The sequence below is a fragment of the Streptomyces sp. A18 genome (assembly GCF_059026065.1).
In genome coordinates, this window is sequence record NZ_JBWLKL010000006.1 from 178,568 (window position 1) to 193,943 (window position 15,376).

Annotated in this window: 11 protein-coding genes and 1 pseudogene; 3 read left to right on the plus strand and 9 right to left on the minus strand. The window is 69.8% G+C overall.

Translation table 11 applies throughout. The annotated features are described in order from the left end of the window. Positions 1-117: 117 nt before the first annotated feature. The gene (locus AC5P1C_RS12785) at positions 118-972 is read right to left on the minus strand and encodes a helix-turn-helix domain-containing protein (RefSeq protein WP_493865884.1); all 855 of its coding nucleotides are present in this window, start codon (positions 970-972) and stop codon (positions 118-120) included. A gap of 102 nt (positions 973-1,074) precedes the next feature. Here AC5P1C_RS12785 and AC5P1C_RS12790 point away from each other — a divergent pair, with 102 nt between their 5' ends. After that, positions 1,075-1,653, plus strand: coding sequence for a YceI family protein (locus AC5P1C_RS12790; protein WP_493865885.1), 579 nt, complete (start codon positions 1,075-1,077; stop codon positions 1,651-1,653). Positions 1,654-1,714: 61 nt separating this feature from the next. Here AC5P1C_RS12790 and AC5P1C_RS12795 read toward each other — a convergent pair. Further along, positions 1,715-2,501 (minus strand): annotated as a pseudogene (locus AC5P1C_RS12795) (crotonase/enoyl-CoA hydratase family protein). Positions 2,502-2,690: 189 nt separating this feature from the next. Further along, positions 2,691-5,726 (minus strand): excinuclease ABC subunit UvrA, encoded by a 3,036-nt coding sequence (uvrA, locus tag AC5P1C_RS12800; RefSeq protein ID WP_493865886.1) that lies wholly within the window; start codon positions 5,724-5,726, stop codon positions 2,691-2,693. Positions 5,727-5,949: 223 nt separating this feature from the next. On the opposite strand from uvrA, the gene AC5P1C_RS12805 reads away from it, so the two are divergent. Further along, entirely contained in the window at positions 5,950-6,675 is a 726-nt protein-coding gene (locus AC5P1C_RS12805; RefSeq protein WP_493865887.1) for a maleylpyruvate isomerase family mycothiol-dependent enzyme, read from the plus strand. Between the two features lie 10 nt (positions 6,676-6,685). Beyond that, the gene (locus AC5P1C_RS12810; RefSeq protein WP_493865888.1) at positions 6,686-7,342 is read left to right on the plus strand and encodes an MBL fold metallo-hydrolase; all 657 of its coding nucleotides are present in this window, start codon (positions 6,686-6,688) and stop codon (positions 7,340-7,342) included. A gap of 19 nt (positions 7,343-7,361) precedes the next feature. Here AC5P1C_RS12810 and aroQ read toward each other — a convergent pair whose 3' ends face one another. The 6 genes from aroQ to uvrB form a co-directional block, all read right to left on the minus strand. Beyond that, positions 7,362-7,823 carry a type II 3-dehydroquinate dehydratase gene (gene aroQ, locus AC5P1C_RS12815; protein WP_363314384.1) on the minus strand — a complete coding sequence of 154 codons (462 nt, stop codon included), beginning with the start codon at positions 7,821-7,823 and terminating at the stop codon, positions 7,362-7,364. Between the two features lie 126 nt (positions 7,824-7,949). Next, complete coding sequence (locus AC5P1C_RS12820; protein WP_493865889.1) at positions 7,950-9,047, minus strand: calcium:cation antiporter; 1,098 nt, start codon at positions 9,045-9,047, stop codon at positions 7,950-7,952. 143 nt (positions 9,048-9,190) lie between these two features. Beyond that, positions 9,191-10,180 (minus strand): TerC family protein, encoded by a 990-nt coding sequence (locus tag AC5P1C_RS12825; RefSeq protein ID WP_493865890.1) that lies wholly within the window; start codon positions 10,178-10,180, stop codon positions 9,191-9,193. A 324-nt stretch (positions 10,181-10,504) separates the two neighbouring features. Then, positions 10,505-12,457 (minus strand): TerD family protein, encoded by a 1,953-nt coding sequence (locus tag AC5P1C_RS12830; RefSeq protein WP_493865891.1) that lies wholly within the window; start codon positions 12,455-12,457, stop codon positions 10,505-10,507. A 46-nt stretch (positions 12,458-12,503) separates the two neighbouring features. Further along, entirely contained in the window at positions 12,504-13,082 is a 579-nt protein-coding gene (locus AC5P1C_RS12835; RefSeq protein ID WP_367040717.1) for a TerD family protein, read from the minus strand. Between the two features lie 134 nt (positions 13,083-13,216). Further along, entirely contained in the window at positions 13,217-15,364 is a 2,148-nt protein-coding gene (uvrB, locus tag AC5P1C_RS12840) for an excinuclease ABC subunit UvrB (RefSeq protein WP_493865892.1), read from the minus strand. Between the last annotated feature and the right edge of the window lie 12 nt (positions 15,365-15,376).

Sequence of the window (15,376 nt, forward strand, 5' to 3'; positions counted from 1 at the left end):
CCGGGACGCATGCCCCTGCCCTGCGGCTGGGCTGGGCTGGGCTGGGCTGGGTATCGATAGCCTGAACCGGCCTCCTGCCGGGGCGGGGCCGGGCAGGGCGGAGTCGGCGTGAGGCTCTCAGCCCGTCACCGCGCGGAGGCCGCCCGGCCGACGGCCGTTGAGGCGGTCGAGCGCGGCCGACGAGGCTTCGTCGGCCGGGAGGTGGACGACCAGGCGCTGGCCGTCGGCGTCGGGCAGGGTCAGCGTCTCGTACGCAAGACGCACCGGACCGACCTCCGGGTGCGTCATGCGTTCGACGCCGCTGGGCCGGGGCAGCCGCGGCACGACCTTCATGCGGTCCGCGAAAGGGGCACCGGCGATGACGGTCAACTCGTCGGCGAATCCCTCGGCGTGGGGGTCGCTCAGCATGGACCCGACCCGCAGCAACGCGACCTGCTCGTCGGCGACGCCGTCCCACTCGGGGTAGGCGGCACGGGCCCGCTCGTCGGTGAACAGGAACCGGATGAGGTTGGGCCGCTCGTCGTCGAGGAGCCCCATGGGCCCCACGATCCGCTCGTAGCCCGAGGTGTACGCGAGGACGTCGCTCAGCCGGTTGAGCAGGACGGCGGGGGCCGGTTCCAGACGGTCGACGAGCGCCCGCACGGTGGGGCGCACCGACCGGGACGGCTCGCTCACCGTCGGACAGCAGGGGTCGCCGCTCTTCTCCTTCTCCAGGCGGCGCAGGTGGAAGCGCTCCCCCACGGAGAGCCGCAGGGCGTCGGCGAGCGCGCCCATGACCTGCGCTGACGGGTGGCGGTCCCGGCCCTGTTCGAGGCGGGCGAGGTACTCGACACTGACGCCGGCGAGCGTGGCGACCTCGGAGCGGCGCAGGCCCGGTGTGCGGCGCCGGGGTCCTGTGGGGAGCCCGACATCGGCGGGCGTGACCGCTTCACGGCAGGTGCGCAGGAAGGTGCCCAGCTCGTTGTCGCTCACCGGCCGAACGTACCAGCCGCCGGCGGACCGGATCGTGGCCCTGTCACTACCAGTCTCGCCTCGGCCTTCCTCACTCGTCGGCTGCCTCGCATCGTGGATGGCATGACTAGCGACCACACGAGTACCGCCACCGCGACGACCGCGCTTCCGCTCCCCGCGGGGAGCTGGGAGATCGACCCCTTCCACTCCGCCGTCAACTTCACCATCCGCCACCTCGGGATCTCGAAGGTGCGGGGCCGGTTCACGGAGGTGACGGCCGGTCTCGTCGTGGGCGAGAGCGCCGAGACCTCGTCGGTGACGGCGACCATCGCCCTGGCGTCGATCGACACGGGCAACAAGGACCGCGACGCGCACGTCCGCGCGCCGGACCTGCTTGACGTGGAGCGCCGCCCCACGATGACGTTCCGCTCGACGCGGGTCATCGGCAAGGAGGACGAGTGGACGTTGGAGGGCGAGCTGACCATCGGTGACGTGACGCGGCCGATCACTCTCGCCGTCGAGTTCGGCGGACTCCAGGCCTTCCCCGGCGACGACCGGCGCCATGCGGGCTTCGAGGCGACCGGGGAGATCAGCCGAGGTGACTACGGGCTCGACTTCGGCTCCGGGCTGCTCGGTGACGTGGTGAAGATCCAGCTGGACATGCAGTTCCTGGAGCCGCAGGCCGCGCCCGCCGCAGGCTAGCCAGCGGGGGCCTCCGGCCGCTCGACGGGGCCCTCGGCTGGTCGACAGGGCCCTCGGCTGGTCAGCGGGTGGCCGCGTCTCCCCCGCCGTCCGTGAAGGCGCCGTGCCGACCCGCCCCCCGCGGCGAACTTCGCCGCGCCGTCCGCCGCCTCGGCGAGGGACCGCAGGCCGTGGCGGAGTTCACCCGCCATCGCGTCCTCCTCGGTCAGGCCCTCTTGTTCCCGTACGGAGAGCCGGTCGTTCCTGAGGCAGGTCTGGGGGAACGCGGCGATCTCGGCGGCGAGGCGTTCGGCCGCGGCGCGGGACGTGCCCGGCGGCACGGTCCGGTTGACCAGGCCCATCGCAAGGGCCTCCGGGGCGGGGACGGGGCGGCCGGTGAGCACCAGGTCCATGGCCCGGCTCTCGCCGATGAGTCGGGGCAGCCGCACGGTCCCGCCGTCGATGAGCGGGACGCCCCAGCGGCGGCAGAAGACTCCCAGTACAGCGTCTTCGTCGGCGACCCGCAGATCGCACCAGAGCGCGAGCTCCAGGCCTCCGGCGACCGCGTGCCCGGAGATCGCCGCGATGACGGGCTTGGAGAGCCGCATGCGGGTCGGCCCCATGGGCCCGTCGCCCTTCTCGGTCACCTCGTTCCCGGTCGGCGTCCCGATGGCCTTGAGGTCCGCACCGGCGCAGAACGTACCGCCCTCGCCCCACAGCACGGCGACGGACGCGTCGGGATCGGCGTCGAAGTCACGGAACGCGTCGGCGAGGGCCTGGGCGGTGGGCCCGTCGACGGCGTTCCGCACGTCGGGACGCGACAACACGATGGTGGTGACGGGTCCTTCACGTTCAGTGCGTACGGTCATGCGGCCAAGGCGACCACGTGAACGGGCCGCCGGACAAGGGGATGAGCTTGTCCGGCGGCCCGTTCACAGCGCGTCGTCAGCGCCCCTTCAGGAGCGGCGCCCCACAGGGGCGCGGGGCTGCGACATCAGCGGCTCCGCCGCGGGGCGCGACCAGCCACCACGCTCCGGGGACGGGGATGCGCGGCTACATCAGGCCTTACGAGCCTTGGTCGCCTTCTTCGGGGCAGCAACAGCCTTCTTCGTGGTGGCCTTCTTGGTGGTGGCTTTCTTCGCCGTGGCTGTCTTGGCGGCAGCCTTCGCCGTCGCCGACTTCTTCACCGCCGCCGAGGCCACCACCTTCTTCGCTGCGGCCTTCCGCACCGGTGCCCGCCCCTGTGCAGGAACCTCCGCGGTCAAGATGTTCTGCAGGAACTTGCCCGTGTGGCTCGTCGGAACCCCGGCGACCTCCTCGGGCGTGCCCTCGGCGACGACCAGACCGCCGCCGTTGCCGCCCTCGGGGCCCATGTCGACGACCCAGTCCGCGGTCTTGATGACGTCGAGGTTGTGCTCGATGACGATGACCGTGTTGCCCTTGTCGACCAGGCCGGACAGGACCGTGATCAGCTTGCTGATGTCCTCGAAGTGCAGACCGGTGGTCGGCTCGTCGAGTACGTAGACCGTCCGTCCCGTCGAGCGCTTCTGGAGCTCGGAGGCGAGCTTCACGCGCTGGGCCTCACCACCGGAGAGGGTCGGCGCGGGCTGGCCGAGCCGGACGTACCCGAGGCCCACGTCGTTGAGCGTGCGCAGGTGCCGGGAGATGGCAGGCACCGCCTCGAAGAAGTCGAGCGCCTCCTCGATCGGCATGTCCAGGACCTCGGCGATGGACTTGCCCTTGTAGTGGACGTCCAGCGTCTCGCGGTTGTAGCGCGCCCCGTGGCAGACCTCGCAAGGGACGTACACATCCGGCAGGAAGTTCATCTCGATCTTGATCGTGCCGTCACCGGAGCAGTTCTCGCAGCGACCACCCTTGACGTTGAAGGAGAAGCGGCCGGGGAGATAGCCCCGGACCTTCGCCTCCATCGTCTCCGCGAAGAGCCTGCGGACGTGGTCGAAGACTCCGGTGTACGTCGCCGGGTTCGACCGCGGGGTGCGACCGATGGGCGACTGGTCGACGTGCACGACCTTGTCGACGAGGTCGTCGCCGTCCACGCGCGTGTGCCGTCCGGGCACGGACCGTGCGCCGTTCAGCTCGCGCGCCAGGTGCGTGTAGAGGATGTCGTTCACGAGCGTCGACTTGCCGGAGCCCGAGACACCCGTGACGGCGGTGAGGACGCCGAGCGGGAAGGAGACGTCGATGTCCTGGAGGTTGTTCTCCCGGGCGCCGTGCACCGTCAGCCGGCGGGTGGGGTCCGCGGGGCGGCGGATGTCCGGCACCGGGATGGACTTCTTGCCCGCCAGATACTGCCCGGTCACCGAGTCCGGGTTGTCGAGCAGCTCCTTCATGGAGCCGCTGTGCACGACCTTGCCGCCGTGCTCGCCCGCGCCGGGGCCGATGTCGACGACCCAGTCGGCGACCTTGATGGTGTCCTCGTCGTGCTCGACGACGATGAGTGTGTTGCCCATGTCGCGCAGGCGCACGAGGGTCTCGATCAGGCGGTGGTTGTCGCGCTGGTGCAGGCCGATGGACGGCTCGTCCAGTACGTAGAGCACGCCGACGAGGCCCGAGCCGATCTGCGTGGCGAGGCGGATGCGCTGGGCCTCGCCTCCGGAGAGGGTGCCCGCGGCGCGGTTCAGCGAGAGGTAGTCCAGGCCTACGTCGACCAGGAACCGCAGCCGTTCGTTGACCTCCTTCAGGACGCGCTCGGCGATCTTCTTGTCGCGGGCGCCCAGCTTCAGCTCGGCGAGGAAGTCCGCGCAGTCGCTGATGGACATCGCGGCGACCTCGGCGATGGACCTGCCCATGACCGTGACGGCCAGGACGATCGGCTTGAGTCGCGTGCCCTCACAGGTGGGGCAGGGCACCTCGCGCATGTAGCCCTCGAAGCGCTCGCGGCTCGTGTCGCTCTCGGCCTCGCTGTGGCGGCGCTTGACGAAGGGGACGGCGCCTTCGAAGGCGGTGGTGTAGACCCGCTCGCGGCCGTACCGGTTCCGGTAGCGCACCTCGATCTGCGTCTTGTGGCCGTTCAGGAGGGCCTTCTTGGCGCGCTGCGGGAGTCCGGCCCAGGGCATGTCCGTGGCGAAGCCGAGCGCGTCGGCGAGCGCGCCGACGAGCCGCCCGAAGTAGTCCTTCGTGTGGCCGTGCGACCAGGGGTGGATGGCGCCCTCGTCGAGGGACTTGTCCTCGTCCGGGACGATCAGCTCGGGGTCGACCTCCATGCGCGTGCCGATGCCCGAGCAGTCCGGGCAGGCGCCGAAGGGCGAGTTGAAGGAGAAGGAGCGGGGCTCGAGCTCCTCGAAGGACAGGTCGTCGTACGCGCAGTACAGGTGCTCCGAGTACATGCGCTCACGCTCGGGGTCGTCCTCGGGGAGGTCGACGAAGTCGAGGACGACCATGCCGCCGGCGAGGCCGAGCGCGGTCTCCACGGAGTCGGTCAGGCGGCGCTTGGCGGAGTCCTTCACCGTGAGGCGGTCGATGACCACCTCGATGGTGTGCTTCTCCTGCTTCTTCAGCGTGGGCGGCTCGGAGAGCTGGATCGTCGTGCCGTCGACCCGCGCGCGGCTGTAGCCCTTCGTCTGGAGGTCGGCGAAGAGGTCGACGAACTCGCCCTTCCGCTCGCGGACCAGCGGCGAGAGGACCTGGAAACGGCTGCCTTCCGGCAGTTCCAGGACCTTGTCGACGATGGCCTGCGGGGACTGCCGTGCGATGGGGCGCCCGCACTCGGGGCAGTGCGGCTTGCCGATGCGCGCGAAGAGCAGGCGGAGGTAGTCATAGACCTCCGTGATCGTGCCGACCGTGGAGCGCGGGTTGCGCGAGGTCGACTTCTGGTCGATGGAGACCGCGGGCGAGAGGCCCTCGATGAAGTCGACGTCCGGCTTGTCCATCTGACCGAGGAACTGCCGGGCGTACGAGGAGAGCGACTCCACGTACCGCCGCTGGCCCTCGGCGAAGATCGTGTCGAACGCGAGCGAGGACTTGCCCGACCCGGAGAGCCCGGTGAAGACGATGAGGGAGTCGCGCGGGAGGTCGAGCGAGACGTTCTTGAGATTGTGCTCGCGCGCGCCACGGACGATGAGACGGTCGGCCACGCCGGTCCGCACCTTTCTAGAGAGAAGTGACAGGGGCGGGACCCCCGTCATTCACAGACTAGGGCGAGCCACTGACAACGCCGGGGCGGATGCCCTGGTTGATAACAAACCCGGACCACCAAGAATGCCCGATGCCGCACCCGACCATATAGCACGTGCATTCGATTTGCGGTGCCGCTCGGAGACCTTCACCCGAACGTGTGGCGCGACTATCGTCGGGCGCATGATTGATCATGCGCCCGACCTGGCGTCTGTACGTGACGCGACCGACCGGCTGCTCACAGCAGCCGCGAAACTGAACAACGATTCGACCGCGGAGCCGTCACGCCTTCCGGGCTGGACCCGCGGCCACGTCCTCGCCCACCTCGCCCGGAACGCGGACGCGCTCGTCAATGTCCTCGCCGGGCGGCCCATGTACGTCAGCGGGGACGCACGGGACGCGGACATCGAGCGGGACGCGCCGCGGCCGCTGGCGGAGCAGCTGCTCGACGTGCGGGAGTCCGCGGAGCGCTTCGAGGCCGCGGGCGCGATCCCCTCCGACTGGTCCCGCACCGTGGAGCTGCGCAACGGAGTCACTGACTCGGCGGCGAACGTGCCCTTCCGGCGGTGGATCGAGGTCGAGCTGCATCACGTGGACCTGGGGATCGGCTACGAGCTGGAGGACCTCTCGGAGGAATTCACGCAGCGGGAGATCGACTTCCTCACCAACCGGTTCCGGAACGCCCGGGGGCTGCCCGCGCTGCTCATCAGGCAGGACGACGGCCGGGGGCACTACACGGGACGCGTCGAGGGCGCCACTCTCGAACAGATCAAGAGCGGCTACGAAACCCCCGTGGACATCACGGTCACCGGCCGCCAGGCCGACCTCCTCGGCTGGCTCTCCGGCCGTCGCGACGGCTCCGCCTTGACGGCCGAAGGCGGCCTCCTGCCCGCCCTGCCCCCGCTATAGGCTGAGTCACATGACGTACAGCGGAGCAGTGAAGGTCGGCGGCGGCGCGGACGTGCACGAGCTGCAGGACCTGATGATCTCGAAGGTCGCGGTCGGCCCGATGGACAACAACGCCTATCTGCTGCGCTGCCGGGCCACGGACGAGCAACTCCTGATCGACGCGGCGAACGACTCCTCGACACTGCTCACGCTGATCGGTGACGACGGCATCGCGTCCGTCGTCACCACCCATCAGCACGGCGATCACTGGCAGGCCCTCGCCGCGGTCGTCGAGGCCACCGGCGCCCGGACCTACGCGGGGCGCGAGGACGCCGCCGGCATCCCCGTGCCCACGGACGTCCCGCTCTCGGACGGCGACACCGTGAACGTCGGCCACGTCTCGCTCACCGCGCGCCACCTCGTGGGCCACACGCCGGGCTCGATCGCCCTCGTGTACGACGACCCGCACGGCCACCCGCACGTCTTCACCGGCGACTGCCTCTTCCCCGGCGGCATCGGCAACACGCACCAGGACCCGAAGGCCTTCGCGAGCCTGCTGGACGACGTCGAGACGAAGATCTTCGGCGCGCTGCCCGACGAGACCTGGGTCTATCCCGGACATGGAAACGACACGACGCTGGGCACCGAGCGCCCGCACCTTCAGGAGTGGCGCCGGCGGGGCTGGTGAGCCCCGTACGCCCTCGGGTTCAGGCCGCGCCGACCAGCGCGGCCACCCGCTCCACCGCGAACGCGTACCCCTGCACACCGCACCCCGCGATGACGCCGTCCGCGCGCTGGGAGACGTACGAGTGGTGCCGGAACGCCTCACGCTGATGGATGTTGGAGATGTGGACCTCCAACACCGGCATTCCGTCACAGGTGTTGAGCGCGTCCAGGATCGCCACTGACGTGTGCGAGTACGCGGCGGGGTTGATGACGATGCCCGCGTGGTGCTCGCGTGCCTCGTGGATCCAGTCCACCAACTGACCCTCGTGGTTGCTCTGCCGGAGATCCACGGTGCCACCGTGCGCGGCCGCCGCCTTGGCGCACAGCGCCTCGACGTCGGCGAGCGTGTCGGAACCGTAGATCTCGGGCTGGCGCTGGCCGAGCAGGTTCAGATTGGGGCCGTTCAGGATCATGATCGGGGCGTTGGCAAGAGTGCGCGTCATGCCGTCAGCGTACTGAGGAAGCTCCCCACGCCTCCGCACGCCCCCGTAGCCGGCCGTCACGCTGGGTAGTTGACGCGGCATGGGGCAGTGGAAGCTCACGGCGTGACCGACGGGCGCAGTGGAAGCTCACGGCGTGACCGCTAGCTCCAAGTACGCCGCGAACAGCACCAGATGGACGCCGCCCTGAAGGAGCGTGGCGCGCCCCGGCACGACTGTGAGCGTGCCGACGATGACGGTGAGCGCGAGCAGCACCATGTGGGTCGGGCCGAGCCCGAGCACCAGCGGCCCGGAGAGCCAGATCGATGCGACCGCGACGGCCGGGATGGTCAGGCCGATGCTGGCCATCGCGGACCCGAGGGCGAGGTTGAGGCTGGTCTGCACCCGGTCGCGGCGGGTGGCGCGCACGGCCGCGATGGTCTCCGGGAGCAGCACGAGCAGCGCGATGATCACGCCGACCACGGAGTGCGGCATTCCTGCGCTTTCCACGCCGGACTCGATGGTCGGCGAGACCCCCTTGGCGAGACCGACCACGCCGATCAGCGCGAGGGCGAGCAGGCCCAGGCTGATCAGGGCGGTGCGGGTGGCGGGCCCCGAGGCGTCCTCGGAGTCGATCACCTCGCCCTTGCGGGTGATCGGCAGGAAGTACTCGCGGTGCCGCACGGTCTGGGTCGTCACGAACAGGCCGTACAGGACGAGCGAGGCGAGGGCGGCGAAGACGAGCTGCGCCGTGGAGAACTCCGGGCCCTGCTTGGACGTCGTGAAGGTCGGCAGGACCAGGCTGAGGGTGGCGAGCGTGGCGACGGTCGCGAGAGCGGCGCCCGTGCCCTCGGGTTGGAAGATGACGACGCGGTGGCGGAGGGCGCCCACCAGCAGGCACAGGCCGATGATGCCGTTGCAGGTGATCATGAAGGCGGCGAACACGGTGTCGCGGGCCAGGGTCGCGCTCTTGTCGCCGCCGTCGGCCATCAGGGTGACGATCAGCGCGACCTCGATGATCGTCACGGCGACCGCGAGGACGAGCGAGCCGAAGGGTTCACCGACGCGGTGCGCGATCACCTCGGCGTGGTGCACGGCGGCGAGCACGGCCCCGGCGAGCACGAGCGTCACCACGGCCACGACCACGCCCGGCAGCTCGCGCCCCCAGGTGAGGGCGAGCAACACGACGGCGAGAACCGGTACGGCCGCGGTCCACTGGGTGGCGAAGGTCCGGAGCCGCGTGATCATGCCTCCGATGCTGCACCGGGGGCCGTGGCCCCGCTACTTCAGGGCGACAACTTCAGGGCGACGCGAACCCCGGTGCACGCGAAGTGGCCCGCGACGATCCGTCGCGGGCCACTCCCTGGTGCCGACTGTTACGTACGAAGCCGTCAGGCTTCGATGCTGTCCTTCGGGTTCTCGTCGGCCGCGGTCTCCGCGGCCTCCTTCTCCGCCTGCTTCTTGGAGGCGATGAGGCTCGTGATCGTCGTGATGACCAGGACACCGCAGATGACGCTGAGCGAGAACGGGATGGAGATCTCGGGGACGTGCACCCCGTTCTCGTGCAGTGCGTGCAGGACCAGCTTCACGCCGATGAAGCCCAGGATGACCGAGAGGCCGTAGCTGAGGTGGACCAGCTTCTTGAGCAGTCCGCCGATGAGGAAGTACAGCTGGCGCAGACCCATCAGGGCGAAGGCGTTCGCCGTGAAGACGATGTACGGGTCCTGGGTGAGACCGAAGATCGCGGGGATCGAGTCCATCGCGAAGAGCACATCGGTGGTGCCGATGGCGAGCATGACGATCATGAGCGGCGTCATGATCTTCTTGCCGTTCTTCTGGATGAACAGCTTGGTGCCGTGGTACTGGTCGGCGACGCCGAACTTCTTCTCGGCGGCCTTCAGGAGGCGGTTCTCCTCCCACTCCTCTTCCTCTTCGCTGGAGCGCGCCTCCTGGATGAGCTTCCAGGCGGTGTAGATCAGGAACGCACCGAAGATGTAGAAGACCCAGGAGAAGTTGGCGATGACCGCGGCGCCGGCGGCGATGAAGATCGCTCGCAGGACGAGCGCTATCAGCACACCGAAGAGCAGCACCCGCTGCTGGAGATGGCTGGGCACCGAGAACTTCGCCATGATCAGGATGAAGACGAAGAGGTTGTCGACACTGAGCGACTTCTCGGTGATGAAGCCCGCGAAGAACTCGCCGGACGCCTTGCCGTCGCCCCAGATGAGCAGGCCGACGCCGAAGAGCGCGGCCAGCACGATCCAGACGACCGTCCAGATCCCGGCTTCCCTGATCGAAACGTCGTGCGGCTTGCGGCCGATGAAGAAGTCGGCCGCGATCAGGGCACTCAGACCAAGAATGGTGAGCACCCAAAGGGTCATTGAAACGTCCACTGCGCCTCCGGCGTCGTACGGCTACTGATCAGCGTCGTCGCTGCCGGAGGTCTCTTCCACCCGGGGCGGCTCACCGCCCCACGGGCCGACGCCCCGGGACCGATGGCGGTCCGTATTGACGGGCACGTCGCGTTCGGGAGTACTCCCCTCCGCTGCAAGAAGAGTACGCGAAACACCAAGATTTAGTAAAGGCGATGGCAAGTAAGGGCCAAAAGCCCAGGTCAGGCTGGCCAAAAGTCGCTTTACCGGCAGCCGCCGAGACGGCTCACCTGCCCCTGCCGACTCCGCGGACCCGCCGGACCCGCCGACGCGTCAGCGACCGCCCGTGCGGCGGGCGTGTGCGACCTGCTCCAGGACCTGCTGGAGCACCCGGCTGCCGGGTGGCGTCATCGGCGGCTCGTACGTCCACGCATGACCGACCCAGGGGTCGGCGAGGTGGTCGTCGGCCACCGGGGTCAGGCGCATGAGCGCGCGCCAGAGGGGGTCGAGCAGCGGGCCGTACTCGGCGGCGTCCTCGCGGTCGGCGACCATCATCAGGTGCACGCCGACCGCAGGGCCCTCGTCCGCGAGATAGCGGAGCTGGGTCACGGCCCGGTCGTCGAAACCGTGCGGGAAGTCGTTGACGATCAGGAGCTGCTCGGCGATGTCCAGGTCCGGCGGCAGCGCGTCGGCGGCGCCCGCGCGGATCGCCATCTGCACCAGGTCCACGCGCTGGGTGAGCTTGGCGAGCACGGCGGAGACGCCGGCCGCGCCGGAGGCCGGGGGCTCGGCGAGGACCCCCGCCGTCACCAGCGGGGAGAGCGCGCCGGCCGCGGAGCCCGCAGCGTCGATGACGTGCACCGTGAACTCGCCCGCCGGATAGACCGCGAGCAGCCGCGCCGCGTGCGCGACGGCGCTGTCCATGGCGAGGCGGCGCAACTGGTCCGCGTCGGCCAGGGAGTCCGTGCCGGACGAGCGGCCGCTGTCGATCCACAGGCCGCGCTCCAGGGGCAGCCTGACCAGCATCGGAATGTGCAGTTCGGGGCGCTCGGGCAGGTGGAGGTCGCCCAGGCGCAGCGCCATGGGGATCTCCATGGGCGTGCGGTAGGCGTGCCAGACGGGGCTGTCCCATCCGGCGTACGCCAGGGGAAGGGCGGGCTCGACGACCTCGGACTCGGCGGCGAGCTGGCCCAGGTCGCGGTCGAGAGCCTCCCTCGCCCGGTCGACGAGCAGGCCGTGCTTGGCGCGGGCGGCCTCGCGCGCGACGTCCCCGGTGTTGCCGATGCGGCTGCGCGGGTCGGAGAGGACCTTGTCCAGCTCCTGGTCCATGCGGGACTCGGCGAAGTCGACGGCGCTTCGGTACGCGGCCGTGCTGCGGGCCAGGTCCTCGAACATGCCCCACACCTGGTTGTAGAGGCGTTCCTCCATGGACCAGCCCGTCGCGTCGCCCGCCACCGGCTGGGCGCTCCTGCCCGGCTCGGCCGGTGCCGCGGTCGGCGGGGGCGGCGGGGGTGTGCTGGTCCGACGGCTGGGGTGGGTGTAGTTGACGGGGGCGCCGGCCGCGGCGCTCGCGTCGCCCGGCTGGTGCGTCGCCGGGGTGCTCGGCTGGGGGGCGGCGGTGCCTGCGGTGCCGTCCGGGCGCGGGGCTCCCTGGCCGGGGGCGGCGGTCTGTCCCGTCGTCCGCACGCGGGCCTCGTCCGAGGGGCGGGGCGGCGGCGCGGCGACCGAGCGTGCGAGGCCCTGGGCCACCGCTTCGTTGATCGTGCCCGCCAGTTCGTGGGCCTGCGGGAGGCCCTGGTCGGTGAGCATGTCGGCGAGGCCGCCCGCGTACCCCTGGCCGACCGCGCGTACCTTCCACGCGTCCTGCCTGCGGTAGAGCTCCAGGGCGACGACGGCGGACTCGGCGTCCAGGTCGGTGATGGTGTAGCTGGCGACCTCGGTGCCGTCCAGTGCCGTGACGGCGACGAAGGGGGCGGCGAGGGAGCCGAAGCTGACAGGGCCGCCCACGCCGACGGGCAGCGCGAGGAGGACGTTGACCCGGTGCACCGCTTCGGGAACGGCGCCGAGGTCCACCGCGAGGCGGTGGTCGGCGGCAGCCTGCCTGGGCACTTCGAGCCCCGGCAGCGTGGGTGAGCCGGGATGGGCCACCCAGTCCGTGCCGCGCACCTTGCCCTGTTCGTCGCTGAGCGTGACCCCCGCCACGATCGGCTTGCCGATCGAGACCCGGATCTCCAGACGGGTCTCGGGAAGCGGGTGGTTCTGCCCCCGGACCAGCTCGGCCGTCATCGCCTACGTCCCCCTCGTGCCCTCTGTACTTATCGGTGCCGCGTGTCTACAGGTGCGGCAGGATCGACGGCATCAGGTCCTGGAACGTGCGGCCGTTCGCCGGGTTGCCGATGGCCGTCATCTGCCAGCCCGCGCCCGCGCGGTGGACCTTCGCCATGATCTGCGCGGTGTACTGCCCGCCGCCGTCGAGGGTGTAGCGAGCGAGCTCCTGGCCGTTGGTCTCGTCGACCAGGCGGCAGAACGCGTTCTGCACCTCCTGGAACGTCTGGCCCGTGAAGGAGTTCACCGTGAAGACGATCTGGTCGATGTGGACCGGGATCCGCGCCAGGTCGACGAGGATCGCCTCGTCGTCCCCGCCCTGGCCGACGCCGCCGACGAGATTGTCACCGGTGTGCCGCACGGAACCGTCGTCACTGACGAGGTGACGGAAGAACACGACGTCCACCGGCTGCTTGTCGGCGAACAGGACCGCCGACGCGTCCAGGTCGACCTCACGCGTGCGCGTGCCGAACAGGCCGCGCCTCGGGGCCGCTTGCCAGCCGAGCCCCATGCGCACCGCGGTCAGGGCGCCCCCGTCGTCCTTCTGCAGGTTGATGGCCTGACCCTTGGTCATGTTGACCGTCACGCGCTGTCCCCTCTCGAACTGCCCTGAGCAACCGCCGGTCTGTGCGGTTGCCCAGCACCCTATGCAGAGGCACTGACAGCGCCCCACCGCGGGCAGCACTTTGTGTCGGTCTTGCAACACACCAGGCAGTACGCCTAGGCCTGCCCCGCCTCCCTCATCTGCCTGAGCTCCTTCTTCATCTCTGACACCTCGTCACGCAGCCGTGCCGCGATCTCGAACTGGAGGTCCCCGGCGGCCACGCGCATCCGCGCGGTCATCTCCTCGATCTGCTCGGCCAGTTCGGCAGCGGGCCGGTCCGTGGGCACCTTCTCGGCGGCTGTGCCCTTGGGCGCCTTGGCGGCCTTGTTCGCCTTGCCGCCGAGCGCGGGCACCGGAGCCTTGCCGGCCGTACCCGCGTCGGACCCCTTCGCCTTGCGGTAGTCCGTGCCCAGCAGCTGCTCCGTGTCGACCTCTTCGCGCGCGATCGCCGACACGATGTCGTTGATCTTCTTGCGCAGCGGCTGCGGGTCGAGTCCCTTCTCCTTGTTGTACGCGATCTGCTTCTCGCGGCGGCGGTTGGTCTCCTCGATGGCCTGCTCCATCGCCGGGGTGACCTTGTCCGCGTACATATGGACCTGACCGGAGACGTTTCGGGCCGCACGGCCGATCGTCTGGATCAGTGAGGTGCCGGAGCGCAGGAAGCCCTGCTTGTCGGCGTCGAGGATCGACACCAGGGAGACCTCGGGCAGGTCGAGGCCCTCACGCAGGAGGTTGATGCCGACCAGGACGTCGTACTCACCGGCGCGCAGTTCGCGCAGGAGCTCGACGCGGCGCAGGGTGTCGACGTCGCTGTGGAGATAGCGGACCTGGATGCCCAGTTCGAGGAAGTAGTCGGTGAGGTCCTCGGCCATCTTCTTGGTGAGCGTGGTGACCAGGACGCGCTCGTCCTTCTCGGTGCGCGTGCGGATCTCGTGCACCAGGTCGTCGATCTGCCCCTCGGTGGGCTTGACCACGACCTCGGGGTCGATCAGGCCGGTGGGGCGGATGATCTGCTCCACGAAGCCGTCGCCGCGCGACAGCTCGTACTTCCCCGGGGTCGCCGAGAGGTAGACCGTCTGGCCGATGCGGCCGAGGAACTCCTCCCACTTCAGCGGGCGGTTGTCCAGCGCGGACGGCAGCCGGAAGCCGTGGTCCACCAGGGTGCGCTTGCGGGACGCGTCCCCTTCGTACATCGCGCCGATCTGCGGGACCGTGACGTGCGACTCGTCGATGACGAGGAGGAAGTCCTCGGGGAAGTAGTCGATGAGGGTGTTCGGGGCGGAGCCGGGCTCGCGGTCGTCGAAGTGCATCGAGTAGTTCTCGACGCCGGAGCAGGAGCCGATCTGGCGGAGCATCTCCAGGTCGTACGTCGTGCGCATGCGCAGGCGCTGGGCCTCCAGCATCTTGCCCTGCTTCTCCAGCTCGGCGAGGCGCTCGGCGAGCTCCTTCTCGATGCCGGTGACGGCCTTCTCCAGGCGCTCCGGACCTGCCACGTAGTGCGAGGCCGGGAAGACGTACAGGTGGTCGTCGTCGCTGATGACCTCGCCGGTGAGGGGGTGCAGCGTGGAGAGCGCCTCGATCTCGTCACCGAACATCTCGATGCGCACGGCCAGCTCTTCGTAGACCGGGAAGATCTCGATGGTGTCCCCGCGCACCCGGAAGGTGCCGCGGGCGAAGGCCACGTCGTTCCGGGTGTACTGGATGTCGACGAAGCGGCGCAGGAGCTGGTCGCGGTCGATCTCGTCGCCGACCTTGAGCGACACCATCCGGTCGACGTACTCCTGCGGGGTGCCGAGGCCGTAGATGCAGGAGACGGAGGCGACCACGATCACGTCACGCCGGGTGAGCAGCGAGTTCGTCGCGGAGTGGCGCAGGCGCTCGACTTCCTCGTTGATCGAGGAGTCCTTCTCGATGTACGTGTCCGACTGAGGGACGTACGCCTCGGGCTGGTAGTAGTCGTAGTACGAGACGAAGTACTCCACCGCGTTGTTCGGGAGGAGCTCTCGGAACTCGTTGGCCAGCTGGGCGGCCAGCGTCTTGTTCGGCGCCATCACGAGGGTGGGGCGCTGAAGCTTCTCGATCATCCACGCGGTGGTGGCGGACTTGCCGGTGCCGGTCGCGCCGAGTAGGACGACGTCCTTCTCACCTGCGTTGATGCGCCGCTCCAGGTCGGCGATGGCCGCCGGCTGGTCGCCGCTTGGCGTGTAGTTGCTGACGACCTCGAAAGGCGCCACCGTGCGTTCGATGTTGGATACGGGCCGCATGGAACCCACCGT

Bases quoted from the DNA above. Each gene is read 5' to 3' on its own strand.
- AC5P1C_RS12810 (WP_493865888.1), top strand. From the start codon at position 6,686: ATGACGTACAGCGGAGCAGTGAAGGTCGGCGGCGGCGCGGACGTGCAC.
- AC5P1C_RS12825 (WP_493865890.1), bottom strand. From the start codon at position 10,180: ATGACCCTTTGGGTGCTCACCATTCTTGGTCTGAGTGCCCTGATCGCG.
- AC5P1C_RS12790 (WP_493865885.1), top strand. From the start codon at position 1,075: ATGACTAGCGACCACACGAGTACCGCCACCGCGACGACCGCGCTTCCG.
- AC5P1C_RS12805 (WP_493865887.1), top strand. From the start codon at position 5,950: ATGATTGATCATGCGCCCGACCTGGCGTCTGTACGTGACGCGACCGAC.
- AC5P1C_RS12820 (WP_493865889.1), bottom strand. From the start codon at position 9,047: ATGATCACGCGGCTCCGGACCTTCGCCACCCAGTGGACCGCGGCCGTA.
- aroQ (WP_363314384.1), bottom strand. From the start codon at position 7,823: ATGACGCGCACTCTTGCCAACGCCCCGATCATGATCCTGAACGGCCCC.
- uvrB (WP_493865892.1), bottom strand. From the start codon at position 15,364: ATGCGGCCCGTATCCAACATCGAACGCACGGTGGCGCCTTTCGAGGTC.
- AC5P1C_RS12830 (WP_493865891.1), bottom strand. From the start codon at position 12,457: ATGACGGCCGAGCTGGTCCGGGGGCAGAACCACCCGCTTCCCGAGACC.